Here is a 23,340-nt window from a genome sequence, read left to right as displayed (position 1 = left end):
GCTTCAGCCGCCCGTGACGCTCATAGGCCGGGCGACCCGGGCTTTGATCGACGCCCGATCGGCGACAAAGTCATGGCCCTTTGGTTTGCGGAGGATCGCTTCATCGATAGCAGCATGCAGGGCATCGTCCTGGACCGAGGAGCGGAGCGGTGTGCGCAGATCGGCCGCATCGTTTTGGCCGAGGCACATGTACAACGTGCCGGTGCAGGTCACTCGAACGCGGTTGCAGGATTCGCAGAAATTATGTGTCAGCGGCGTGATAAAGCCGATGCGACCTCCCGTTTCGGCAACCGCATCGTAGCGAGCGGGTCCCCCGGTGCGCACGGCAAGAGGCGATAAAGTGAAGACCTCGGCGAGCTTGGCGCGCAACGCGTGAAGGGACAGGAACGTATCCGGCTTGCGGCCGAAATCGTTGCCGAGCGGCATGACCTCGATGAAAGTAAGATCCATTCCCCTGCCATGCGCCCAGCGCACCATGGCGGCGGCCTCATCGTCGTTGATGCCTTTCAACGCCACGACATTGATCTTCACATGCAGGCCGGCAGACTGCGCGGCATCCAGCCCCGCCATCACGCGGTCGAAGTCGCCGCGGCGGGTTATCTGATGAAATTTGTCAGCATCGAGCGTGTCGAGGGAAACGTTGATCCGCTTCACACCCGCATCGGCCAATGCGGCTGCGTGCTGCGCGAGCTGCGTGCCGTTCGTGGTCAAGGTCAGTTCGTGCAGGGCGCCGCTTACGAGGTGGCGTGACAAGGCGCGGAAGAGCGCCATGATGTCGCGCCGGACGAGCGGCTCACCCCCCGTGATCCGCAGCTTCCGGGTCCCGCGCGTCACGAAGGCGGTACAGAGCCGGTCGAGTTCCTCGAGCGTCAGCAACTCCCGCCGGGGCAAGAACGACATGGTCTCGTCCATGCAATAGGTGCAGCGCAGGTCACAGCGATCCGTCACCGAAACGCGCAGATAGGAGATTTCGCGGCCAAATGGGTCCACGAGTGGGGTCTGGCGCATGCGCGCCAATTCCGAGGTGGTGGGCTGGATCATTGCCACAACATAGGCTTCGGCACCTGCCGAGGGAAGTGCGGCCTAGATGTAGTCTGCCGGAAGCGTGCTGTCTCGGGTCTCGGGCCCCCCATTCAGGATATTGATCACGACGGTTGCGGCCGTGCCGACCACGATATTGACGAGCAACCCGTAGATAGCCGCATAGGCCGGTACCGTAAGCCCGAACAAGGTCAGGCTGTAGGTCGCGGATTTGAAGCCTGTCAGGGCAACCATCCAGGTGCCGAGGCCGATGCCCGCCGCCCAGCCAAGCAGCAAGCCCCAGGAATTCAGCCGGCGTGTGTAGAGGCCGATGAGGACTGCCGGCAAGGTCTGGCTCATCCACACTCCGCCCAAGAGCTGCAATTGGATCGCATAATCCAGGGGGAGGAAGAGGATGAAGAACAGGGCGCCGAACTTGACGATCAGCGACATCAGTTTGGCCATGCGGGCCTCCTGACGGGCCGAGGCATTCGGATTGATGAATTCGAGGTGGATGTTGCGGGTCCAGAGATTGGCGGCCGCAATGGACATGACTGCGGCGGGCACCAACGCCCCGATGCCGATGGCGGCAAAAGCGAAACCTGCGAACCAAGCGGGAAAGAGCTGCAGAAACAAGGCCGGGACGGCAAAGTTTGCCTTGTATTGCTTGAACATGGCCGCAAAGGCCGGGTTCTGATCCACATGCGCCGCATAGGCCATGAAACCCAGCAGGGCGATCAGCGCGAGCACGATCGAATAGGCCGGCAGCAGAGCCGAATTGCGTCGAATGACGTCGCGGGTCGATGAACTCAGGACGGCCGTAATGGCGTGTGGATAGAGAAACAGCGCTGCGGCGGAGCCGAGCGCCAAGGTCGCATAGGCCGAATAGGCGCCCGTCGAGCCAGGCTGTGGGGTCGCGAGGATCAGATTCTTGGCCGGAATGGCGGCGAAGATGGCACCGAAGCCGCCGAGTTTCGCCGGGATGATGATCAGCGCGGCAAAAATCGTGATGTAGATCATCACGTCCTTGACGACGGCGATCGCCGCGGGGGCGCGGAGGCCGGACGTGTAGGTGAAGGCGGCCAGGATCACAAAGGCGACGATAAGAGGCAATTCACCAAGCCAGCCCGACGATTCGACGCCCAAGGCCGCGATCACCACCTGCAAGCCTTCGAGCTGGAGCGCGATATACGGCATGGTGGCCAGAAGGCCGGTCGCCGCGATCGCCAACGCCAGCCAGCGATTGCCGAAGCGGCCTCGCACGAAATCGGCTGCGGTGACGAAGCCGTTTTGCCGACAGACCGACCAAAGGCGTGGGAACACCACGAAGGTCATGGGATACACGATGGTCGTGTAGGGGACCGCGAAGAACGCGATGGCTCCCGCGCCAAACGCCAGGGCCGGGACTGCAATGAACGTGTAGGCGGTGTAGAGATCGCCGCCGAGGAGAAACCAGGTGATTAGAGTGCCGAAACGTCCGCCGCCCAGGCCCCATTCGTGCAAGAGGTCGAGGTCGCCGCGCCGCCAGTTCGCCGCCATGAAGCCGACCAGCGTGACAAAGCCGAAGAAGGCCACGAAAACCGCGAGCGCAATCCAGTTGACCGGCATCTTTCCGCTCCCAAAATCTTCTTATTGTTGACGCGTCGCGAAGAAGACGATGCCGGTCAGAACGGCGCTGATAAGCACCCAAATCATCTGATAGGCATAGAAGAACGGAAAACCGAGGATCGTCGGTTCGACCCGATTGAAGAACGGCACCCAGAGCACCGCCGCATAGGTGGGCAGCAGGAGGAGATACCAGTTCGACCACAGGCGCGTGCGTCGCGTCCTTTCGTTCCGGTCCATCCATTCCTCCGACTTGCTTTTGTTGCCCGTCTATAACCCATCACAATCTCGGCGCAATCCGCCATGGAGCCGTTTCGATGACGCAAGAGTCCACAGAGGTTTGGCCCACCGAATTGCGCGTGAGAGACGGAGGCACGCGGCTTGCGGTGACGTTCGATAGCGGAAGGTCCTTCGACTTGCCGGCGGAGTATCTTCGGGTGGAAAGCCCAAGCGCCGAAGTGCAAGGCCACTCCGCGGCAGAGAAGAAGACGGTCGCCGGAAAGCGCCAGGTGCGTATTGCGGCCGCGACCCCAGTCGGTCATTACGCGGTGAAGCTGACCTTCGATGACGGACATGATTCAGGTTTATTCACCTGGACCTATCTGTTCGAGCTGGGGCAGGAACATGATCAGCGGTGGCAGACCTATCTGGCTGCACTCGCGGCGCGAGGACTCGGCCGTTGAGCATCACGAGGTCGACCATGTCGACCTCGTCATTTCGGTGGGCTCAGCGGGCCACGACAGCCTTGGCGCCCACTTTCACACGATCATAGAGATCGGCGACATCCTCGTTCGTCATGCGGATACATCCCGACGACACGGCTTGGCCGATCGTATCGGGCTCATTCGATCCGTGAATGCGATATTCGCTGCTGCCGAGATACATGGCGCGCGCACCGAGCGGATTTTCGATGCCGCCGGCCATGTGACGGGGCAGGTCGGGGCGGCGACGCAGCATTGCGGCGGGAGGCGTCCAATCTGGCCATTCCCGCTTGGCCGTGATGGTCTTCACGCCGGACCATTCAAAACCTGGGCGACCGACGCCCACGCCGTAACGGAGGGCCTGATGATCGGGCATGATCAGATAGAGGCGCTTCTCTTCCGTCGAAATGACGATCGTGCCGGGGGCGTATGGGCCGTCGTAGGCCACGACCTCGCGGGGAATGGGGCTCGCCATCGGACGGGTCTGGTCATAGCTCGGGGTGGCGTAGGCTGGAGCGCTGCTGCCGGGGTCGACAGAGGTTTGATCGGCGTCCGGCTGAGCCGAAGCCCTTGCGCCGCCATCCGGCGGATTCAGGAAGAACGAGCCTTCATAAGCCTGGGCCGAGCTTGCGAACGCGATCACGCTCGCCACGGCTCCCAACAGGGCAAGAGATGAACGATGCATCGATGTGCCTCTCAAGAGATCCGTCCAGATGATGGACGGGTTGCGGCATGATCAGCCGCTTCTTTCTTTAATCGGCTAACGAGAGCCCGATCGGCAATCGAAACACGTGCCTTTCTATGGCCTTGATGCAGATCTTCGCGACGCGTGATCCGGCGACAACAGTGGCACCATTATGGCGCGCCTTCAGATGGCACGCGCCAGGGAGATCAGCTTTCGCGCCAGATCACGCTGGCTTTGCCGCAATTCGGCGGCCTTCGCGGCGTCGGATCGGCCATCGCCACGTGTCTGGGTCAACAGCGCCACTTCGGCCGCATGGACCTCCACGTCGCAGCGGCGCATGACAAACCCGACCGCGGCTTCGATCGCGGTGGCGCTGGACGAGATCACCTTGGACTCGGTTGCAATACAATCATCCGCATAATTGACCGCAGTCTTCTGATAGATCGGCTGAAAAAGGGCGCAAGCGGAGAGCACAAGAGCGGCGGGGACGACGTAAAGGAAACGGTAGCTGAACATGCCCTGCCTCGTTAGAACACAATCACATTACCTGAAAGGCTGAAGCTCGGCTGTTGGTCTCAAGCCACAGTGCCGGATTTTTTCAGGCGTCTTGCTCGGAATGGTCACACTCACACCACCACGATCCCGGAATGTTTGGCCTTCTCCTCGGGCTCGACATGGATCGAAACGGTCGTGTCGGGAATCGCCGCCCGCAAGACCCGTTCCAGACGATCGCAAATCTCGTGAGCCGTCGACACCGTCATGTCGCCGGATACAACGAGGTGGAACTCGATGAACGTCATCTTGCCGGCCCGCCGGGTTTTGACGTCATGTGCCTCGACGGCTCCGGTGGCATTGGTGGAAATCAGTTCGCGGACCTGGCCCAGGGTGGCCTCGGGAATGGCCTCATCCATCAGACCGCCCACACTTTCGCGCATGATCTGCCAGCCGGCCCACAGGACGTTGACGGCGACGAGAGCGGCGATCACCGCATCGAGAACGGCCACATGCGTCAGGTACACGATGGCGACGCCGACCACGACACCGACAGATGAGACCACGTCCGTAAACAGATGGCGACCGTCGGCCTCGATCGCAGCCGATCGGTTCGATCGACCTTCACGCACGAGCAACGTCGCCCAGGCCGCATTGAGCCCGGTCGCCACAAGGCTGATCGCCAATCCCGCGACCGGGGCTTCGAGCGGGCGGGGGGCGATGAAGCCCTCATAGGACTCGCGCAGGATCGCGCAGGCCGCGACAACGATCAGGACGCCTTCGACGACGGCGGAAAGATACTCGGCCTTGGAGTGCCCATACGGATGATTGTCGTCGGCGGGCCGCGATGCGATGCGCAGAGCCACGAAGGCTGCGATCGCCGTCGCAACGTTGACGATGCTTTCCAGCGCATCCGACAGTAAGCCCACGCTGCCCGTGACCGCATAGGCCGCGAACTTGATCCCGAGCACGAGGCATCCGACCGCAATGCTCCCCAGAGCAATGCGTTGCAACCTGTCCATTGGCCGTCGCTCCTCCGGGTCGTTCCCAAGCAGGCGCACGTCAATGCGCAAACCCGCGCCAGAAGGCAAGCCGCAGCTCTGTGGCCCGGGATTGACGCTCCGCACAATTCGCGCGACCTGAGATGTATCGCTGACGGCAGGATCTCTCATGACGCGCAAGATCATCATCGACACGGATCCGGGCCAGGACGACGCCGTTGCGATTCTATTGGCACTCGCGTCGCCGGAGGAAATCGAAGTTCTTGGGGTCGTTTCGGTGGCCGGCAACGTGCCCTTGTGGCGGACGACCGAGAACGCCCGCAAGATCGTGGAATTGGCTGGAAAAACGAGCGTCCCAGTATTTGCCGGCTGTGCTCGACCGATGCGGCGGCAACCGGTGACGGCGGAACATGTGCACGGCGAAACGGGCCTGAACGGGATCGATCTTCCGTCGCCGTCGGTTCCGCAGCAGGCTCAGCACGGTGTCGATTTCATCATCGAAACCGTGTTGGCTCACGCCGATAAGGAGATCACGCTCTGCACGCTGGGTCCACTGACCAACATCGCCATGGCCTTAATCAAGGCGCCCGAGATCGCCCTCAAGATACGCGAGATCGTCAGCATGGGCGGTGCGTATTTCGAGGTCGGCAACATCACGCCGGCGGCCGAGTTCAACATCTACGTCGACCCGGAAGCGGCGGCCGTGGTCCTGGAGAGCGGGGTTCCTGTCACGCTCCTGCCGCTCGACGTGACGCACCAAGTGCTGAACACGCATGAGCGGCTCGCCCGGATCGCAAGTCTCGGCAACCGGTGCGGCACCGCCGTCGCGGCGCTGCTCAGCTTTTCCGAGCGCTTCGACCTCGAAAAATACGGATGGACGGGCGCACCGTTGCACGACCCCAACGTGATCGCCTATCTGCTCGACGCGACGCTTTACGAGGGGCGGCACATCAATGTGGCCATAGAAACCGGCAGTGCGCTCACGCAAGGTATGACCGTCGCGGATTTCTGGCGGGTCACCAAGCGCCCGGCCAATTGCAACTACATCCGCAACGTCGATGTCGAGCGATTTTACGCGCTGCTCATCGAGCGGCTCGCCCAGCTTCCGTAAGCTTCATCTCAACAAAACCGGGTACCGCGCGTTGGCTCGCCGAGTTTCCATGGAGAATCGACTTGGCAGGACGCATCGAGGATTACGCGCTGATCGGCAATTGTGAAGGGGCCGGTCTCGTCGGAAAAGATGGATCGATCGACTGGCTAGGTCTGCCCCGCTTCGACTCCCCTGCGTGTTTTGCGGCCATCCTCGGGGACGAAGACAATGGGTTCTGGCGGATCGCGCCAGTGGACCAGGAGGTGCAGGTCGCGCGGCGATACCGCAAAGGCACGCTCGTTCTCGAAACATCGTTCACCACGGCCACCGGAACTGTCGTTGTCACCGACTGCATGGGTCGGCGCGAGGGGCATTCGGATGTCGTTCGCCTAGTTCGTTGCACGCGTGGATCGGTCGCGATGCGCATGTCTCTCTCCATTCGCTTCGAGTATGGGCTGGTTGTGCCTTGGGTGAGCCGGCTCGACGACGGCCGGCTTTCCGCAGTCGCGGGCCCCGAACGTCTGGTCCTCGATTCGAGTGTGCCCCTCCGGGGCGAGGGCATGCGGACGATTGGCGAATTCACACTGTCCGAAGAGGATGACGCGTCCTTCGTCCTGACATGGTCTCCCTCCTTCCGTCCCGTGCCGCCGCGCTGTTCCGCCGGGGAGGTCATCGAGCGGGCGACCTGGGGCTGGCGTGAATGGTCCAAGACCTTCAAATCCGAGGCGAGCGGCCCCTGGGCCGACCTGGTGCTTCGCTCGCTCATCACCCTGAAGGCCCTTACCCATTTCGAAACCGGCGGCATCGTGGCCGCGCCGACGACATCGTTGCCCGAGCAACTGGGCGGTGGCCGAAATTGGGACTACCGCTATTGCTGGCTGCGGGACGCCACGCTGACGCTCTATGCGCTCGTCGATTCCGGCTTCCTCTCCGAAGCCGTCGCCTGGCGAGCCTGGCTTCTTCGGGCAGTGGCGGGATCGCCGGACCAGATGCAGATCATGTATGGAGTCGCTGGAGAGCGGCGGCTCAGCGAATATCAGCTCGGCTGGTTGAACGGCTATGAGGGCGCGCGGCCCGTGCGCGTCGGCAACGCGGCCGCGAATCAACTTCAGCTCGACGTATACGGTGAAGTCCTCGGGGCCATGTATCAGGCCCGGTGCTTCGGCATGGATCACGACAGCGCCGGCTGGCAACTCGAGAAAAAATTGGTGGAGCATCTCGGGACGATCTGGATGGACCCAGATGAGGGAATCTGGGAGGTCCGTGGCGGACGCCGTCAGTTTACCCACTCCAAGGTGATGGCGTGGTCGGCCTACAACGCCGCCATCAAATCGATCGAGGAGTTCGGCCTCGATGGGCCTGTTGATGAATGGAGGGCCACCCGCGAAGAAATTCACCGCCAGGTCTGCGAACAGGGTTTCGACCGGGACCTCAACAGTTTCACGCAGTCCTACGGTTCCAAGACACTCGACGCGAGCCTGTTGCTGATTCCGATCGTTGGTTTCCTGCCGCCAGAAGATCCACGCGTGCTCGGGACCGTGACCGCCATCGAGACCCATCTGCTTCAAGATGGCTTGGTGGCTCGCTACGACACGGGCACATCCGTGGATGGCCTTACGGGCACCGAAGGGACCTTCCTTCCGTGTTCGTTCTGGCTTGTCGACGTCTACACGATGATCGATCGCCACGATGAAGCCCAAGCCTTGTTCGAGCGGCTCGCAAGCTTCTGTAACGACGTCGGCCTTTTGTCGGAGGAATATGATGCGACCGCCAAACGGCAGGTCGGGAATTTTCCTCAGGCGTTCACGCATGTTGGCTTGATTAACAGTGCTCGCAATCTGCTCCGGCCTAAAGGGCCGAGGCTAGCGGCGACCGAGATGGCGACACACTGAGGCAGCCATCGCCCGGAGCTACAGGACCTAGGAGCGACGTGCCGCATAAACTTTTTTGGCCTTGCGAAGTTGACCTCAAATCGCATCACCCCGCAGGGAAGCTCTCACGGCTTCGGACGAATAGCGCGATAGCCGCTGCGCACGAGACGAGAGGGCGAAAGGATTTCGAATGCAGAAAAGAATGGCAGGTGTTTGCGGCATGTTGGTTCTTGCCGCAGCGGTTACGGGTCTTGGCAGCGGGACTTTCGCGCAGGACCGCGGTTCGATGGAAGATCAAATGGCCTGCACACCCGACGTCTATCGCCTCTGCGGCAGCTATGTGCCTGACGAGGATGCGATCGTTCAGTGTCTGAAGCGCAATCTTCAGTCCCTCAGTCCTGCCTGCCATAAAGTCTTCTCGCAGCCGGACACGTCGGCCCGGAAGGGCGGCGATGAGGATGATAATTAGCCGGCGCGAGAACGCTTTACAGGACCGTTCCGTCAGGAACCGCTGGGGGAGACCTACCCCCAGCCTTGCCGGCCCGGGCCCGCAGCCGCTAGAAGACGCCTCGTCCGTTCACCGAGGCCCCAATGCCAACCGCTTCTCCGCAAGAGCCCACGCTCGCCAAAGCCCGCCTGCCGCGGGGGCTCGTCGACCGGCTCCCGACCGATATTGCGGCGACAGACCGGCTCGTCGCCGCCATTCGCGAGGTCTATACGCTGTATGGCTTCGAGCCTGTCGAGACCCCTTTCATCGAATATACCGAGGCTTTGGGCAAGTTCCTGCCCGACCTCGATCGGCCGAACGAAGGTGTGTTCTCCTTCAAGGACGATGACGAATCCTGGCTCTCCTTACGCTATGACCTGACAGCGCCGCTCGCGCGTTTCGTTGCAGAGAACTACGCCAGCCTGCCGAAGCCTTACCGCAGTTTTCGTGCCGGTTACGTGTTTCGCAATGAAAAACCAGGTCCGGGCCGGTTTCGGCAGTTCATGCAATTCGACGCCGACACGGTTGGAACGGCCTCGGTCGCGGCCGATGCCGAGTTTTGCATCATGGCCGCGGATTGCCTGGAACGGCTCGGCATCTCCCGCGGCGACTATGTCATCAAGGTCAATAACCGCAAGGTGCTCGACGGTGTCATGGAGGCCATTGGTCTCGGCGAAGCGGCCGAGGCCGGTCGTCGACTGACGGTTCTGCGCGCCATCGACAAGCTTGACCGCCTTGGCCCGGCCGGTGTCACTGCCCTTCTTGGGTCCGGTCGCAAGGACGAGAGCGGCGATTTCACGAAAGGCGCGGGGCTCGATGACGCGTCGATCAGCCGTGTTCTGGCTTTCACGGAAGCGGGTGCGGCCACGGCAGGTGCGACACTCGATCAATTGCGTTCGGTGGTCGGTTCCTCCGAACGCGGCCTGGAGGGGGTCGCCGAGCTCGGCGACATCGCTGATTTGATCGCTGCAGCCTGCTATGATGACGGGCGGATTCGCATCGACCCGTCTGTGGTGCGCGGCCTTGAATATTATACCGGCCCCGTCTTCGAAGCCGAGCTCACCTTCTCGATCACGGGAGACGATGGCAAGGCGGTGCGGTTTGGATCTGTCGGCGGCGGTGGACGTTACGACGGGCTTGTGGCGCGATTTCGCGGTGAAACGGTGCCGGCTACGGGTTTCTCGATTGGTATCTCAAGGTTGCAGGCCGCGCTGCAGGCGGTAGGTAGCCCCATCGTCACCAGTGTCGTCCCCCCTGGGCCTGTCGTCGTGCTGGTTCTCGACCGTGATCATCTCGCTCACTACCAGGCTCTTGTCACCACTCTCCGAAAGGCCGGCATCGCGGCGGAACTCTATCTCGGTACATCCGGCATGAACGCCCAATTGAAATATGCCGACAAACGCAACAGCCGGTGCGCGGTGATCCAGGGGACCAACGAGCGCGACGCCGCCGGCGGGGCCCAGGTCATGATCCGGGATCTTGTCCTGGGCGCGGAGTTGGCCAAAGCCAGCAAGGACCGCACAGACTACCTTGAGCTTCGGCAGAAAGCACAGGCGGCGGTGCCGGAAGCCCAGATGGTCGAGGCCGTTCGCGAGGTGCTCGGCCGACATGGTGCGTGATCGGCGGACGTGATGCCCTTTGTTCACGCTCGGCTGCGAAACACCTCGCGCTGCCGACAGGGCGCTGCTAGAAGCCGCGCCACAGATGGAGCAGCGGACGCGTGCTGGACCGACCCTTGATATCGACCCTTGAAGCCGTGGGACCGGAGACGGGCAAGATGCAGGTCCTGCTGGCTCAACTGGTGCAGGCGGGTTATCCGCGGATCGAGCCGGCGATCCTTCAGGACGCGTCGCATTTCCTTGATCTCGGCGGCGAAGACATTCGCGCAAGTCTTTACTTTACCAGCGACCGAGGCGGGGCTGAACTCTGCCTGCGGCCAGAGTTCACGATTCCCGTCTGCCGCGCTTATCTGGATTCGCGCAGAGGCGGCGAGGCGGCCTCCTTCAGCTATTGCGGACCCGTGTTCCGATTTCGGGCCGGCGAGCCGGACGAGTTCATTCAGGCCGGGCTGGAAAGCTTCGGGCGCACCGACGCGGCAGCTGCCGACGCGGAGATCCTGGGGCTTGCTCTCGAAGCTGCAACCGGCGCCGGGGCGCCCTCCCTCGCGACGACTTTCGGCGATGCGGGGCTCCTGGCGCAGCTTCTCGATGCCTTGAAGCTGCCTCCGACCTGGCAGCGGCGGCTCAAACGTGGCCTCGACAAGGGAGAGACGCCGAGTGTGATACTTGCGGCCGCTCCTACCCAAAGCGGCGACCATGCAGGTGTGCTTGCGGCGCTTGCCGGGACGGATGCCACAGGTGCCCGCGCTCTCGTCGACGATCTTCTGTCGATCGCCGGCATCACAAGCGTGGGCGGACGTAGCGCGACCGAAATCGCCGAGCGCTTCCTGTCTCAGGTCGCGATGCGGTCTGCACCGCCGTTCGGCGAGGAACAGCGTGCGGTGCTCGATCGCTTCCTGGCCATAGCGGGACATCCGGACGAAGCCGCAACCGACCTGCGGAGGCTCGCGGCGGAAGCGGGGCTCGACCTAGGGACGGCTCTCGACCTGTTCGAGGAGCGGATCAGCTTCATGGCAGTCCATGGCGTCGATCTCGCAACAGTGAGCTTCTCGGGATCGTTCGGACGCAAGCTCGATTACTACACAGGGTTCGTCTTCGAATGCCGTAACCCGACGGCTTCGATCGGACCGGTGGTGGGCGGAGGGCGCTACGACCGTTTGGCGCAATCGCTCGGTAGCAAGGTCGCCGTGCCGGCCGTGGGCGCAGCCATCTGGGTCGATCGGCTGCATGGGGGCGAGCTGGCGTCATGACCAAAAACGCGCTCGTCCTGGCAGTTCCTTCTAAGGGTCGGCTTCAGGAAAACGCCGCACGCTTCTTCTCCCGCGCGGGCCTCGATCTGGTGCAAGGCCGCGGCCTCCGCGACTATCGTGGCACTCTTGCGGGCTTTGATGCTGTGGAGGTCGCCTATCTTCCGGTCTCCGACATTGTCGGGCAGTTGGCCGACGGCTCGGTTCATCTCGGCATCGCCGGGGAGGACCTCCTTCGCGAGCAGGTGCGGGAGGCCGATCAGCGCGTGGCTTTGCTGGCACCGCTTGGTTTCGGCAATGCCGACGTCGTCGTGGCGGTCCCACAGGCCTGGATTGATGTGCGCACAACGGCCGATCTCGAAGACGTGGCGGCGATCTTCCACGCACGCCGGGGCCGGCGGATGCGTGTCGCCACAAAATATCTCAATCTGACCCGCGCGTTTTTTGCGACGCATGGCGTCACCGACTACCGCATCGTCGAGAGCTTCGGCGCCACTGAGGGGGCTCCTGCCGCAGGGACCGCAGAACTCATCGTCGACATCACCACGACCGGCGCGACCCTGGCGGCGAACGGGCTCAAGGTGCTGGACGATGGCGTGATGTTGCGCTCCGAAGCGAACCTCATGGCCTCGCTCCGGGCGACTTGGTCGAACGAGGCGCTCGCGGCGGTCCGCATGATTCTGGCCAGGATCGCCGCCGAGGAAGCCGCTCGCACCTCGCGCGAGCTCCGCGCGCGGTTCAGCCGTCCTGATGCGGCGCTGGCCGATGAGGCACGTCACCTGTTCGACGCCGTGTTCTTTCCCTCGGGATCGCCGGACATGCAGACGTACCATTGCCGCATCAACCGGGTTGGCCCCATGGCGGATTGGCTGGTGGGCAAAGGCGCGGAACAGGTTATCGTCACTCCGCTCGATTATGTCTTCGCCAGCAGCAACGGGCTCTACGAGACATTGGCGGGCCGGTTGTCCGCTGTGGGATGACCGTGCCGCGATTCTTCCGGGATCGCCCCGTCTTTGTCGCGGTGCCGACATTGTCCTGCCCCGGCTCATCTGCTAACGCGAGGCCCGCTTAAGATCCGGGCCGGAGAGATATGGCACGCTCGTACCCTTTTCATGATCGCCTCACCGGAGGTGTCTTTCGCTCTCTCAAAATCGCGGGAGTCTGTGCTTTCGCGGCGGTACTCAGTCTTTCGTCCATGGAAAGGGCTGCGGCGCAAATCGGCGCGAAGGTGAGAAAACAGGAGGAGAAGGCGCCGACACCGTCGGGGCCCGTCGAGCAACAGTTCCCCTTCGGTGCGACCTGGATCCTCGCCGATCTCGGCGGTAAATCCATCGGAGGCGATGCCCCGAGCTTCAACCTGGATGACAAGCTGCGCGCCGTCGGGTTCGGCGGCTGCAACACCTTCTCGATGTCGCTCTATCCGATCAAAGAGCAGAAGCTCGCCGCCGGTTCGATCGCGATGACGCGTAAAACGTGCGGCAAGGAGATCGACGACACCGAACATACGATGCTGGTGACGCTTCACTCGCTTCCTAAGTGGCACCTGGAATCCAACGGCGACCTCACCGTCTCGGGCGTGGGCGGCACCTTGCGTTTCAAGCGCGGTCTCTGAGCGCCTCGGCCGGGTCCTCTCGTCGCTGGCTCGGCGTCCACCTCACCGGAATTGCTTCGACAGTTTGAGGCCCTGGCCCTGGTAGTTCGACCGGATCCCTTGCCCATAGAGCTGGTCAGGACGTTCGAGCATCGGTTCGTATTCGAGCGTACCGACGTGCTGGCCGTGTTCCAGGAGAAAAGGCACATCGTGACTGCGAACTTCCAGCACCACTTTGCTGCCCGTCCCCCCGGCCTCCGGCAGACCGAAACCGGGGTCGAGAAAGCCGGCGTAATGAACGCGCGCTTCCCCGACAGACGTGTCGTAGGCGATCATCTCGGCCGCCTCGCCGGCTTCTACCCGGACGTCTTCGAACGATGCCAGAATGTAGAACTCATCGGGCACGAGAACGAGGTCGCCGCGATCGGCCTCAATCGTCAAGGGCTCCCAGAAATCCCCACGTCGGTGTGCGCCCACGGCGGCTAGATCGACGAGACCGGCCGCGCGCCGCGCCCGATAGCCGATGATCCGGTCGGGGCTGGTCGGCTGAAGGTTGATTGTCACGGCGCTGGTTCGCTTTGCTTCGGCCGGCCCGGCGCCTCGTTCGCGGAAGCGGATCTGGTTGAGAGTCGTGCCCCGGCCGACGATTACCGGGAAGGAACGGGGCACAACCTCGGCGAAGAGGGGACCCTGGTAGCCTTCAGGAATGTCGTCGAAGGCGGTCCCGTAATCCGTGATCAGGCGGACGAAGATATCGAGCCGCCCGGAGGAGCTTTTCGGGTTGGCGCGCGCGCTCGTTGTCGGTCCTAGCCGGATCTCTTCCAGCAGCGGGATGATGTGAACACAGTTGCGTTCCAGCACGCGCGGTTGGGTCAGGTCGAGCACGTGGGTGGACAGGCTCGTCAGGCGTTCGCGCACCGTCCTGTGGGGGCCGGGCAGGAAACTCGCCGGGACCCGATAGGCGCGATCGGCGATCCGGAGATCCATGCTGGCCGGCTGGATCTGGTCCGGAGCCAATGGCATCGCCGGGATGATTATGCCTGTCTCGACGGCCTGCCTGATCCGTTGTGACGGCCAGATACGGAAGGTCATCATTCTGCTTTCTAAATGTCGCTCGGCCGTCATTGCGATCGGGGAATTGAGTTTCCTCCTAGCCCGCTCTCGATCCCCCGTCCATCTCAAGCGGGCAGTCTGCCGCCCCTGGACGGTTGACCACGGGGGCGGAGACCAGCATGTGCAGGGCAGTCGGCCAACCACCGAGCTGGCGCTTCACCCCGGCCCGTCACCCATGATCCAGCTCGTCCCCTTCGGCACTCAGCTCTACGCCCGGATGCTCGATTTTCGCGCGGCGCATCTTCGGCAGCCCCTTGGCCTGACCCAGGATGCTGCGGATCTGGCTGGCGAGGAGCAACAACTGCATCTCGCCAATGTGGAGAACGGGATCGTCCTTGCCACGCTTGTCCTGAAGCCCGTCAATGCTACGACGATCAAGCTGCGGCAGATGGCGGTGGCTGAATCGATGCGCGGGCAGGGGGTCGGGCGCGATATGGTCCGTTTCGCTGAGACCGTTGCGCGCGACCGCGGCTTTGCGAGAGTGGAACTCCATGCACGGGTCACCGCGCAGCCGTTCTATGAGGCGCTCGGCTATCGGGTGATTGGCCCTGCATTCATCGAAGTGACGGTGCCACACGTCCCCATGGCGCGAGATCTTGACGACCGATCGTTGACGGCAGCTTTGCCGGCAGTGTAGTTTCTTCGCGTGGTGATTTTGCTGACTTGCCGCCACGGTAAATAAAGCGCTAAGGGCCGAGCTCTCTCGAGATCCTCTTCCCGCGTCGCCTTTCGCATTGTCGTACCTACGTACGGCTGCGAAACGGGGACAAGTGTCGGCTTAGTGGAACGGAGACGACGATGACAGGCAATGACGGTAGGGATCGGACAAGAGCCGCGACCCGCCTGGTACACGGCGGGACGCTCCGCTCGCAGTTCGGGGAAACCTCCGAAGCCTTGTTCCTCACTCAGGGCTTTATCTACGACACGATGGAAGCCGCGGAAGCACGCTTCAAGGGCGACGCTCCAGGCTTCATCTACTCACGCTTCTCGAACCCGACGGTGGCGATGTTCGAGGAGCGGATGGCGTTGCTCGAAGGCGCCGAGGCGGCACGCGCCACGGCAAGCGGCATGGCGGCCGTGACCGCCTCAATCTTGGGTCAGCTCAAGGCCGGCGATCACGCCATCGGGGCGAAAGCCCTCTTCGGGTCGTGTCGCTATGTGCTTGAAGACCTGCTGCCCCGTTTCGGCGTTGAGACCACGCTGGTCGATGGCGAGGATCTGGATCAATGGCGTGCCGCGATGCGGCCCAACACCAAGACGCTGTTTCTCGAAAGCCCCACGAACCCCACCCTGAGCCTCGTCGATATCGCGGCTGTGGCCGAGATCGCGCATGCGGGCGGCGCGACCCTGGTGGTGGACAACGTCTTCGCCACGCCTTTGCTGCAAAGTCCACTCGCTCTCGGCGCCGATTGCGTGGTCTATTCCGTGACGAAGCACGTCGATGGCCAAGGCCGTTGCCTGGGCGGCGTCATCCTGGCCAGCAAGGCCTTCATCGACACACACGTCCATAATTTGCTCCGGCAGACCGGACCGGCCATGTCGCCCTTCAATGCCTGGGTCATGTTGAAAGGACTCGAGACATTGACCCTCAGGGTGCGGGCCCAGACGGCGGGGGCCGAGGTCATTGCCGATTTCCTGGCTGCACAGCGGGGAATAAAACGCGTGATCTACCCATTCCGTCCCGACCATCCGCAATACGCGCTGGCGCGCCGGCAGATGAGCGGTGGCGGCACGCTCGTCGCCTTTGAGCTCGCCGACAAGCAGGCTGCCTTCCGGATGGCCAATGCGCTGCGGATCATCGGCATCTCGAACAATTTGGGTGACTCGAAGAGCTTGATCACCCATCCCGCGACGACCACGCATCAGCGCTTGGCGCCCGAGGCGCGTGCCGAACTTGGCATCAGCGAAGGCATGTTGCGGCTGTCTGTCGGCCTTGAGGACGTGGAGGATTTGACGGACGATCTCGGCGGTGCTCTTGCGGGGCTCGACGGCGGCAAAATATCTGACCTCGCGTCGCGCTAACCCTCAGTTCGGCGGACACCAAGATGTACACGGCCATCACCCATGACATCCAAGTGACTGTCATTCCCGAGTTCTTGCCGGACCGTTCCGATCCGGACAGCGGGCAGTATTTCTGGGCCTATACGGTCGAGATCGCCAATCTCGGGTCAAAGCTCGTCCAGCTCATTGCCCGGCACTGGCTGATCACGGACGCGAGCGGCAAGGTCGAGGAGGTCCAAGGCCTCGGTGTCGTGGGCGAACAGCCCGTGCTGCAGCCGGGGGAGAGCTTCCGCTATACCTCCGGCTGTCCGCTCTCCACACCGAGCGGCATCATGGCCGGGACCTATCGTATGGCCGATGAGCATGGGAGCGCCTTCCAGGTGCTCATTCCGACCTTCTCGCTTGATAGTCCGCAAGCCAAACGAACTTTGAACTGAGGGGCGGGTTGGAGTTTCCTCTCGATCGACGGACCAGATGCACGGCCAAGTCGATTGCCTCAAAATGCCCGGCCGGAGCCAGGGATCACGCAGGAGACCTCTCCAACCGTCACGGAGACAGCGCGCCCTGTTCAATGCGCATAAGTCTTGCATGGATGTGAACGCCGATCGATGATGCCGGTTCAAACGACGCGAGCCTGACGAACGCTTGATCGCAACCGCCGGCTGCAAGCTTCGACTGCGGCGCACATTTGGCCGGCTCATATCGGTGGGCCGGATCGAAAGGCTTGGGAGCTTCATTCATGCGTGACGATGATCAACACAAAGGGCTGAACAGGCGTGTGCTGCTGAAGACGGCCGCCGTCGGCCTTGGCGCTCTCAGCGCGCCTGCCCTGATTTCCGCCAAAGCGCGGGCCTCGTCCGGCGAAGTCAATTTCATGGGATGGTCGGGCTACAAGTTCGACGATCTTTTCGCCGCTTTCACGAAACAGACCGGCATCAAGGTGAACTTCCTGGATCAGCCCGACCAGGATACGATGTATGCGAAATGCAAGGTCGCGCTGCAGACGGGGGGCGTCGATTTCGTCGAGCCGACGCTCGATCGTGTGCCGGCCTGGGTGTCGAACGGCATCGTTCAACCCTGGGATCTGACCAAGATCAAGCTCGACAACTACGACCCGGCCTTCGTGTCGGGCGCGGCCGGCGCCGCGGCGGAGGTTGGCGGGAAGCGTTACTACCTGCCGAGCGTCTGGGGTACGGAAGCGCTGGTCCATTCGACCGCCGATGCGCCGATGGATTACCCGGACACCACGCTGGCGTCGCTCTTCGACCCCAAATTCGAGGGCAAGGTCGTTGTGCGTGGCCATTCGGCTCTCGCCGCGATGGGTCGCGTGCTCGACGAGCAAGGCAAACTGCCGAAGCCCTTCCTCGACAGCTACAAGGATGAGGCCACGATGAAGCAGATCTGGGACATCGTCCTGGCTGCGGCCATCAAGGCCAAGCCGAATGTCGCCCAATTCTGGAATGGTGAAAACGACGCCCAGGCGGCGTTCCGCACGAATGGCTGCACACTCGGCCTGTGCTGGGATTCCACCGGCTACAACCTTGGCAAGGACGGTCTGCCTTTCGCCTATGTGTCGCCCAAGGAAGGCGCATTCGGCTGGATGCAGGGATATTTTCTGATGAAAAATGCGGCGAACCTCGAGCAGGCGGCGGAATTTGCCAATTTCGTCTCGACCGCTCAAGGCTCCGCGCTCAATGCGACGGCATTCTCGGCCAATCCAACCGGCAAAGGCGCAGCTGCCTTGCTCGATCCGAAGGTCGCGGCCTTCTACAAGGCCGCCTACCCCGGCGATGCTCTGGCCAAGATGTGGTGGTGGCCGGCCCAGGATTCCTGGTTCCTGAAGCTTCGCGGCGAGTATGCGGACAAATACAAAGCCGCCTGAACGCAGCTTCGTGCATGGCATCCGCCATGCATAGTGCAAGGGAGAGACGGCATCCGTTGTCTCTCCGATCCTCGGGTCGATTGATCTCGACACCGCAGGATGAGTTCGATGTGCGCGTAGGAGGCGAATGAGCGAAGACGTTCAACTTTCTCATGTCTGCGTCGATTTCGGCGCCTTCCGGGCTGTCGACGATGTCGACCTGACCATCAGGGCCGGCGAATTCTTTTCGTTTCTAGGGCCGTCAGGGTGTGGCAAGACCACGATTCTGCGGATGATTTCGGGCTTCATCGAACCGACCTCGGGCGAGATCAAGATCGGTGGCCAGAACATGCGCGGCATCGGGCCGAACAAACGCCCGACGGCGCTGATCTTCCAGAATCTCGCCCTTTTTCCCCTTATGACCGTATGGGAGAACATCGCCTTCGGGCTGGAAGTCCGTGGCGTCTCGAAGGACAAGCGAAAGGCCCGCGCCGAGGAGCTCCTGCGCGTCGTCGACCTTGTGGGTTCGGGCGACAAACGCATCAGCCAATTGTCGGGGGGGCAGAAGCAGCGTGTCGCGATCGCCCGTGCGCTCGCGGTCGAGCCCAAGGTCATGCTGCTCGACGAGCCCTTGTCGGCGCTCGATCTTAAGCTGCGGCAGCATATGCGCAGTGAATTGCGCGCGATCCAGAAGCGGACTGATGTGACCTTTGTCTACATCACCCACGATCAGGGCGAAGCTTTGGCCATGTCCGATCGTGTCGCCGTGATGTCGGCGGGCGTGCTGCAGCAGGTCGGCACCCCGGCCGATATCTACAACCAGCCCGCCAATGGCTTCGTGGCGTCGTTCGTGGGCGAAAACAACCGCGTTCCCGGCAAGGTCGTCGGGCTCGAGAACGGCATGGCCCGCTTCCACACGCCCGCAGGCCTCTTTCTGGCTCGCCTGGGTCCCGGCATTCAGGTCGGATCGACGGCCAAACTCTATGTGCGGCCCGAGAACGCCCGGCTGACCGATGCGGTGGAGGGCGACAACAATGTTCCACTGCGCATCAGTGAAGTCGCCTTCGAGGGGAGCTTTATCAACATTCACGGTCACGACGCTGGCGGCCACGCGCATATCGTGCAGATGCGCAACGACCGGGATGCCTCTGTTCCGGCCGTGGGCGATCAGCGCGGACTAACCTTTTCACCGGAACATGCCGTCGTGCTGGCCGATGCCGGAGCGCGGCCGTGACAGCTCTCGTCCAGCGCTATGGCGGTGCGTTAACGGGGATCATCATCGCGCTCACGGCCTTCTGGCTGCTTGCGATGGTGATCCTGCCAAATCTCATCCTGCTTGAATTCTCGTTCCGGCCCTACATTCCGGTCGACCAGATGGGCGGCCCGAACGACCATTACACGCTTGCCAATTATGCAACCTTCTTCACCAGTCCGATCCATCTGCAGATCTTTGGTCTGACGGTCTTCTACAGCAGTGTCGTCACGCTGATCTGCCTCGTTCTCGCCTACCCGCTGGCGTACTTCCTGGCAAAAGTCTCAACGCCGCGCAACGCGGGCACTTGGTTTCTGCTGCTCCTGATCCCGCTCTGGGTCAGCGAGGTGCTTCGCTCCTTCGCCTGGTCGATCATCCTGGCCTATCAGGGACCGCTGAATGCCGCGCTGCACGGTCTCGGTCTGATCGACAAGGGCATCCGGTGGCGCACAGGGTTCAACGGGGTCCTGATCGGCCTCGTCTACACCTATGTGCTGTTCATGGTGTTCCCGATCTATAATGCGATCCAGTCGCTCGACACCAACCAGATCGAGGCCGCGCAGGATCTTGGGGCTCCGTTGTGGCGCATCCATTGGCGCGTGGTGATTCCGCATGCGAAACCAGGCATCGGCTCCGGCTGCATCATGGTGTTCATGCTGTCGGCGGGCTCGATCCTGGTCCCCAGCATTCTAGGCTCGACCACGTCGCGCTGGTTCACCGAAATCATTCAGCAATGGTTTTTCGAGTCGGTCGATTGGAACACGGGTTCGGCCTACGCCTTTCTCCTGCTCGTGCTCTGCACCGTCTTCGTCAGCCTCATGATGCGGATGCTCAACGTCCGCCTCGTCGATATCGCCCGGTGAGGTAGAATGAGACCCTTCAGCCTCGGACGATTGATCATCACCGCCTATATGGTGCTCTTCATCGTCTATTTGCTCGCCCCCCTCGTCGTCATGGGTGGCGCGGCCGTGAATAATTCGCGATTTCCGTCGATTTACCCTTGGGTTGGACTGACGGGGCGATGGTTCGGTGAACTTTGGTCGGACCAGCAGATGTGGCGCGCGCTGCTCAACACTGTACTGGTCGCTGTTGCGGTCGTGGTCCTGTCCGTTCCGATCGGAACAGCCGCCGCGCTGCTCATCAACAGTGTTCAGTCGCGGATGCGGTCGACACTTTATGGCTTGATGGTCGCGCCCATCCTGACCCCGGGAGCGGTGATCGGCATCTCGACGATTCTGTTTTGGAACAAGCTCTCGGTGCCGGCCGGCCTCCATCTGTCCGTGCTCGGCCAATCCTCGTTCATCAGCGCCTATGCGATGCTTCTCGTGCTCGCGCGGCTGCAGAGCCTAGATGCCTCGCTTGAGGAAGCGGCGCTCGATCTTGGCGCGTCGCACGCCCAGGTGATGCGGCGCATTGTCGTTCCGCATCTCTATCCCGCGTTTGGTGCGGCGGCCGTGATCGCGTTCTTTCAGTCGGTGGAGAACTTCAACGTCACGCTGTTCACCGGCGGCAATTCCTCGACATTAACGGTGTACGTCTTTTCCCAAGTCAGGGCCGGCATCACACCGAAGATCAATGCGCTCGCCCTCATCATGGTGCTGATCACGGTGGTCGGCGTCATCCTCTATGAGGTCAAGCGCCGCCAATCGGAGCGGCGGTTGAAGGTGGAGCAGGAGGACACGCTCGAAGACGACGTGATCGAGGGGCTTGGTTTGCCCCAGCTCACCTCGCCGGCTTGAGCTGATCGGGTTTTCGGCTGTCTGTAGCGAGACGTGCCGGGACTCTAGCTTTCGCGCGATCTGGAGCTGGATCGCATTGCTATCGCTCGGTTCTCCGTCATCGCGAGCAAAGCATGGCGATCCATGTCCAGAGCGTTGTAGGCGTTGCCACGGCAACTCCGCTGCCTCCCACTGACCGTGAAGGGTCGCAGCGCCCCACCGCCGGCATTGATCTGGACCGTCACAAACCTTTGGAAGGCGAAAGATCTAGGGATCGTGACCACCTCAGGGCCGGCCATCAAGATCCCCCAGGAGGAGGAGACATCCTCCTCCTCCTGAGTGTCGGCCCTCGTTTCGAGCCCAGCGACGAAACGCCCCTTTGGGCTACTTCTTGGCGTAACCGTAATAGACCACGTCCTGCGTCGGCCCGACGATGAAGTTCTGCAGATTGCTGCGCTCGGCCGTCTGCTTCACCTCCTGGAACATGATGATGAAGGGGCTGTCGTCCAGCAGCGTCTGCTGGAGATCCTTGTACATGGCCTCGCGCTTGACCCCATCCCGTTCTTCCACGGCGGCTTCGGTGCGCTTGCTGATCTCGGGAATGAGCCAGGAATTGCGCCAAGCGAGGGGCTTGGTCGCCGGAGTGTCCGAATTGTCGGTGTTGCGGGCGAAGCTGTCGGCGTTGGAATGCGGGTCCATGTAATCCGGTCCCCAGTAGATCAGCAGGAGCTGGTGCTGTCGCGCCCGGAACTTGGTGATCACCGACTTCTGCTCGCCAGGCAGGATTGTGACTTTGACGCCGCCCTGAGCCATGCTGGATTGAATGGCTTGTGCCATCGTCATGTAGGGTGATGAATTCGAGGCATCGAGCGTGATGTCGAAACCGTTCGGATAGCCCGCTTCCGTCAGCAATTGCTTGGCCTTGGCAGGATCGAACGTGAAGGGATTCTTGTCGAGCGCGGCCCAGAAGCCCGAGGGCCAGAAGGTCTGATGGACCTGGAACTGTCCCTTGAGGAACGAGTCCGCCATTCCCTGATAGTCCACCAGATAGTGGAGGGCGAGCCGCACCTTCGGATTGTTGAGCGGCGCGGCCTTCACGTTGATGCCAACATAGTGAAGGGCCGCCTGAGGCGAGGCCACGATCTTGATGTCTTTGTTGCCCGCGACGGCCGCGACGAGGTCCGGCGAAAGATCGCGGGCGACATCGGCATCGCCCTTCTCGATGAGAAGCCGCTGCGCGGCCGGTTCGGGCACATGGCGGATGATCACCCGCTTCAAGGGTGGCGCGCCTTCGCGGTAGGTCGGGTTGGCATCGAGCACCACGCTCTCGTTGGCCTTCCAGCTCTTCAGTGCAAAGGGTCCGGACCCGGCCGAATGCGTCTTCAGCCAGGCGTTCCCGAGGTCGCCACCCTGGTCATGTTCCATGGCGACGGCCTTCTCGACGACCGAGCCGACGATGGAGGACATCAGGGCCAACACCAGCGTCGAGGCATAATTCGGCCCGATCGTGATCTGCAGGGTCGCGGGGTCGACCGCTTTCACCATCTGATCGACGTTGTCCTTGGTCCAGCCCAGTTGCGAGATCAGAAAGGCCGGCGATTTGTCGAGCTTGATGACGCGGCTGAGCGAGAAGGCTGCATCCTCGGCCGTAACCGGCTTGCCGGACGTGAAGGTGAGCCCCGGATGCAGCTTGAACGTCATGGTCTTGCCGTCGGGGCTTACGGTCCAGCTGTCCGCCACGCCGCCGACGAGCTTCGTTGCGTCCTTGGGGTCATTGCGCACCAATCGGTCATAGATGTTGGCGTCCACCTCGACGCCGGTCAGTTCATAACATTCGGCCGGATCGAGACTGATCATGTCGTCGATGTTCTTCGCCATCACCAGCGTGTCGGCCGGCGTCGTGGCATGAGCCATGGAAGGGGCGGCTAGCAGCGCCCCCAGTGCGAGACCCGTTAAGGCCCTAAGCTTCAACCGATCCGACATAGA

Annotated in this window: 23 protein-coding genes and 1 riboswitch; of the genes, 15 read left to right on the top strand and 8 right to left on the bottom strand. The window is 62.2% G+C overall.

The features are described 5' to 3' along the window. Positions 1-3: 3 nt before the first annotated feature. The 3 genes from moaA to M8523_RS21285 are packed head-to-tail and all read right to left on the bottom strand — an operon-like array spanning position 4 to position 2,865. The gene (moaA, locus tag M8523_RS21295) at positions 4-1,041 is read right to left on the bottom strand and encodes a GTP 3',8-cyclase MoaA (RefSeq protein ID WP_282586924.1); all 1,038 of its coding nucleotides are present in this window, start codon (positions 1,039-1,041) and stop codon (positions 4-6) included. Positions 1,042-1,083: 42 nt separating this feature from the next. Beyond that, on the bottom strand, positions 1,084-2,628 hold the full coding sequence (mctP, locus tag M8523_RS21290; RefSeq protein ID WP_282586923.1) for a monocarboxylate uptake permease MctP: 1,545 nt from the start codon (positions 2,626-2,628) through the stop codon (positions 1,084-1,086). Positions 2,629-2,649: 21 nt separating this feature from the next. Continuing rightward, complete coding sequence (locus tag M8523_RS21285; RefSeq protein ID WP_282586922.1) at positions 2,650-2,865, bottom strand: DUF3311 domain-containing protein; 216 nt, start codon at positions 2,863-2,865, stop codon at positions 2,650-2,652. Between the two features lie 77 nt (positions 2,866-2,942). Between M8523_RS21285 and M8523_RS21280 the strand changes: the two genes are divergently transcribed. Continuing rightward, a complete protein-coding gene (locus M8523_RS21280) occupies positions 2,943-3,308 on the top strand; it encodes a gamma-butyrobetaine hydroxylase family protein (RefSeq protein WP_282586921.1) in 366 nt (121 codons plus the stop codon). A 43-nt stretch (positions 3,309-3,351) separates the two neighbouring features. Here the strand turns inward: M8523_RS21280 and M8523_RS21275 are convergent, their stop codons facing one another. The 3 genes from M8523_RS21275 to M8523_RS21265 all read right to left on the bottom strand — a co-directional run bounded on the left by M8523_RS21275 (position 3,352) and on the right by M8523_RS21265 (position 5,525). Further along, positions 3,352-4,011 (bottom strand): L,D-transpeptidase, encoded by a 660-nt coding sequence (locus M8523_RS21275; protein ID WP_282586920.1) that lies wholly within the window; start codon positions 4,009-4,011, stop codon positions 3,352-3,354. 183 nt (positions 4,012-4,194) lie between these two features. Next, complete coding sequence (locus M8523_RS21270) at positions 4,195-4,527, bottom strand: hypothetical protein (RefSeq protein WP_282586919.1); 333 nt, start codon at positions 4,525-4,527, stop codon at positions 4,195-4,197. 110 nt (positions 4,528-4,637) lie between these two features. Next, the gene (locus tag M8523_RS21265) at positions 4,638-5,525 is read right to left on the bottom strand and encodes a cation diffusion facilitator family transporter (protein ID WP_282586918.1); all 888 of its coding nucleotides are present in this window, start codon (positions 5,523-5,525) and stop codon (positions 4,638-4,640) included. A gap of 148 nt (positions 5,526-5,673) precedes the next feature. On the opposite strand from M8523_RS21265, the gene M8523_RS21260 reads away from it, so the two are divergent. The 7 genes from M8523_RS21260 (at position 5,674) to M8523_RS21230 (ending at position 13,430) form a co-directional block, all read left to right on the top strand. Next, positions 5,674-6,615 (top strand): nucleoside hydrolase, encoded by a 942-nt coding sequence (locus tag M8523_RS21260; protein WP_282586917.1) that lies wholly within the window; start codon positions 5,674-5,676, stop codon positions 6,613-6,615. Between the two features lie 62 nt (positions 6,616-6,677). After that, a complete protein-coding gene (locus tag M8523_RS21255) occupies positions 6,678-8,486 on the top strand; it encodes a glycoside hydrolase family 15 protein (protein ID WP_282586916.1) in 1,809 nt (602 codons plus the stop codon). Positions 8,487-8,655: 169 nt separating this feature from the next. Further along, entirely contained in the window at positions 8,656-8,934 is a 279-nt protein-coding gene (locus M8523_RS21250) for a hypothetical protein (protein WP_282586915.1), read from the top strand. Between the two features lie 122 nt (positions 8,935-9,056). Continuing rightward, positions 9,057-10,571 carry a histidine--tRNA ligase gene (gene hisS / locus M8523_RS21245; RefSeq protein ID WP_282586914.1) on the top strand — a complete coding sequence of 505 codons (1,515 nt, stop codon included), beginning with the start codon at positions 9,057-9,059 and terminating at the stop codon, positions 10,569-10,571. 158 nt (positions 10,572-10,729) lie between these two features. After that, positions 10,730-11,821, top strand: coding sequence for an ATP phosphoribosyltransferase regulatory subunit (locus tag M8523_RS21240; protein WP_428351002.1), 1,092 nt, complete (start codon positions 10,730-10,732; stop codon positions 11,819-11,821). After that, positions 11,818-12,798, top strand: coding sequence for an ATP phosphoribosyltransferase (hisG, locus tag M8523_RS21235; protein WP_282586912.1), 981 nt, complete (start codon positions 11,818-11,820; stop codon positions 12,796-12,798). Before M8523_RS21240 ends, hisG begins: the two co-directional genes overlap by 4 nt. A 215-nt stretch (positions 12,799-13,013) precedes the next feature. Continuing rightward, entirely contained in the window at positions 13,014-13,430 is a 417-nt protein-coding gene (locus M8523_RS21230) for an META domain-containing protein (RefSeq protein WP_282586911.1), read from the top strand. A gap of 42 nt (positions 13,431-13,472) precedes the next feature. On the opposite strand, the gene M8523_RS21225 is transcribed toward M8523_RS21230, so the two are convergent. Then, a complete protein-coding gene (locus tag M8523_RS21225; RefSeq protein WP_282586910.1) occupies positions 13,473-14,504 on the bottom strand; it encodes a 2'-deoxycytidine 5'-triphosphate deaminase domain-containing protein in 1,032 nt (343 codons plus the stop codon). Positions 14,505-14,697: 193 nt separating this feature from the next. Between M8523_RS21225 and M8523_RS21220 the strand changes: the two genes are divergently transcribed. The 7 genes from M8523_RS21220 to M8523_RS21190 all read left to right on the top strand — a co-directional run bounded on the left by M8523_RS21220 (position 14,698) and on the right by M8523_RS21190 (position 21,375). Further along, on the top strand, positions 14,698-15,159 hold the full coding sequence (locus M8523_RS21220) for a GNAT family N-acetyltransferase (protein WP_282586909.1): 462 nt from the start codon (positions 14,698-14,700) through the stop codon (positions 15,157-15,159). Continuing rightward, positions 15,159-15,231, top strand: a riboswitch (SAM riboswitch). Its footprint overlaps the gene before it by 1 nt. 89 nt (positions 15,232-15,320) lie before the next feature. Further along, the gene (locus M8523_RS21215; RefSeq protein WP_282586908.1) at positions 15,321-16,544 is read left to right on the top strand and encodes an O-succinylhomoserine sulfhydrylase; all 1,224 of its coding nucleotides are present in this window, start codon (positions 15,321-15,323) and stop codon (positions 16,542-16,544) included. A gap of 23 nt (positions 16,545-16,567) precedes the next feature. Beyond that, the gene (gene apaG / locus M8523_RS21210; RefSeq protein WP_282586907.1) at positions 16,568-16,960 is read left to right on the top strand and encodes a Co2+/Mg2+ efflux facilitator ApaG/CorD; all 393 of its coding nucleotides are present in this window, start codon (positions 16,568-16,570) and stop codon (positions 16,958-16,960) included. A gap of 302 nt (positions 16,961-17,262) precedes the next feature. Further along, the gene (locus M8523_RS21205) at positions 17,263-18,405 is read left to right on the top strand and encodes an extracellular solute-binding protein (RefSeq protein ID WP_282586906.1); all 1,143 of its coding nucleotides are present in this window, start codon (positions 17,263-17,265) and stop codon (positions 18,403-18,405) included. A 127-nt stretch (positions 18,406-18,532) separates the two neighbouring features. Beyond that, complete coding sequence (locus tag M8523_RS21200; RefSeq protein WP_282586905.1) at positions 18,533-19,618, top strand: ABC transporter ATP-binding protein; 1,086 nt, start codon at positions 18,533-18,535, stop codon at positions 19,616-19,618. Further along, the gene (locus tag M8523_RS21195) at positions 19,615-20,499 is read left to right on the top strand and encodes an ABC transporter permease (RefSeq protein ID WP_282586904.1); all 885 of its coding nucleotides are present in this window, start codon (positions 19,615-19,617) and stop codon (positions 20,497-20,499) included. The genes M8523_RS21200 and M8523_RS21195 overlap by 4 nt, the downstream gene beginning before the upstream one ends. A 6-nt stretch (positions 20,500-20,505) precedes the next feature. After that, positions 20,506-21,375: an ABC transporter permease gene (locus M8523_RS21190; protein WP_282586903.1), complete on the top strand. Its 870-nt coding sequence runs from the start codon at positions 20,506-20,508 to the stop codon at positions 21,373-21,375. A 363-nt stretch (positions 21,376-21,738) separates the two neighbouring features. Here the strand turns inward: M8523_RS21190 and M8523_RS21185 are convergent, their stop codons facing one another. Continuing rightward, positions 21,739-23,337, bottom strand: coding sequence for an ABC transporter substrate-binding protein (locus M8523_RS21185; protein ID WP_282586902.1), 1,599 nt, complete (start codon positions 23,335-23,337; stop codon positions 21,739-21,741). Positions 23,338-23,340: the final 3 nt, after the last annotated feature.

The sequence above is a fragment of the Lichenifustis flavocetrariae genome, from assembly GCF_026130545.1.
Taxonomy (GTDB): domain Bacteria; phylum Pseudomonadota; class Alphaproteobacteria; order Rhizobiales; family Beijerinckiaceae; genus Lichenihabitans; species Lichenihabitans flavocetrariae.
The sequence above is the reverse complement of the archived record's forward strand: the minus strand, read 5'-3'. Positions and strand labels throughout refer to the sequence as shown.

What these genes read in the sequence shown, in the direction of transcription:
- moaA (WP_282586924.1), bottom strand. Translation starts at nt 1,041, where the DNA reads ATGATCCAGCCCACCACCTCGGAATTGGCGCGCATGCGCCAGACCCCA.
- mctP (WP_282586923.1), bottom strand. Translation starts at nt 2,628, where the DNA reads ATGCCGGTCAACTGGATTGCGCTCGCGGTTTTCGTGGCCTTCTTCGGC.
- M8523_RS21285 (WP_282586922.1), bottom strand. Translation starts at nt 2,865, where the DNA reads ATGGACCGGAACGAAAGGACGCGACGCACGCGCCTGTGGTCGAACTGG.
- M8523_RS21280 (WP_282586921.1), top strand. Translation starts at nt 2,943, where the DNA reads ATGACGCAAGAGTCCACAGAGGTTTGGCCCACCGAATTGCGCGTGAGA.
- M8523_RS21275 (WP_282586920.1), bottom strand. Translation starts at nt 4,011, where the DNA reads ATGCATCGTTCATCTCTTGCCCTGTTGGGAGCCGTGGCGAGCGTGATC.
- M8523_RS21270 (WP_282586919.1), bottom strand. Translation starts at nt 4,527, where the DNA reads ATGTTCAGCTACCGTTTCCTTTACGTCGTCCCCGCCGCTCTTGTGCTC.
- M8523_RS21265 (WP_282586918.1), bottom strand. Translation starts at nt 5,525, where the DNA reads ATGGACAGGTTGCAACGCATTGCTCTGGGGAGCATTGCGGTCGGATGC.
- M8523_RS21260 (WP_282586917.1), top strand. Translation starts at nt 5,674, where the DNA reads ATGACGCGCAAGATCATCATCGACACGGATCCGGGCCAGGACGACGCC.
- M8523_RS21250 (WP_282586915.1), top strand. Translation starts at nt 8,656, where the DNA reads ATGCAGAAAAGAATGGCAGGTGTTTGCGGCATGTTGGTTCTTGCCGCA.
- hisS (WP_282586914.1), top strand. Translation starts at nt 9,057, where the DNA reads ATGCCAACCGCTTCTCCGCAAGAGCCCACGCTCGCCAAAGCCCGCCTG.
- M8523_RS21240 (WP_428351002.1), top strand. Translation starts at nt 10,730, where the DNA reads ATGCAGGTCCTGCTGGCTCAACTGGTGCAGGCGGGTTATCCGCGGATC.
- hisG (WP_282586912.1), top strand. Translation starts at nt 11,818, where the DNA reads ATGACCAAAAACGCGCTCGTCCTGGCAGTTCCTTCTAAGGGTCGGCTT.
- M8523_RS21230 (WP_282586911.1), top strand. Translation starts at nt 13,014, where the DNA reads ATGGAAAGGGCTGCGGCGCAAATCGGCGCGAAGGTGAGAAAACAGGAG.
- M8523_RS21225 (WP_282586910.1), bottom strand. Translation starts at nt 14,504, where the DNA reads ATGATGACCTTCCGTATCTGGCCGTCACAACGGATCAGGCAGGCCGTC.
- M8523_RS21220 (WP_282586909.1), top strand. Translation starts at nt 14,698, where the DNA reads ATGATCCAGCTCGTCCCCTTCGGCACTCAGCTCTACGCCCGGATGCTC.
- M8523_RS21215 (WP_282586908.1), top strand. Translation starts at nt 15,321, where the DNA reads ATGACAGGCAATGACGGTAGGGATCGGACAAGAGCCGCGACCCGCCTG.
- apaG (WP_282586907.1), top strand. Translation starts at nt 16,568, where the DNA reads ATGTACACGGCCATCACCCATGACATCCAAGTGACTGTCATTCCCGAG.
- M8523_RS21205 (WP_282586906.1), top strand. Translation starts at nt 17,263, where the DNA reads ATGCGTGACGATGATCAACACAAAGGGCTGAACAGGCGTGTGCTGCTG.
- M8523_RS21200 (WP_282586905.1), top strand. Translation starts at nt 18,533, where the DNA reads ATGAGCGAAGACGTTCAACTTTCTCATGTCTGCGTCGATTTCGGCGCC.
- M8523_RS21190 (WP_282586903.1), top strand. Translation starts at nt 20,506, where the DNA reads ATGAGACCCTTCAGCCTCGGACGATTGATCATCACCGCCTATATGGTG.
- M8523_RS21185 (WP_282586902.1), bottom strand. Translation starts at nt 23,337, where the DNA reads ATGTCGGATCGGTTGAAGCTTAGGGCCTTAACGGGTCTCGCACTGGGG.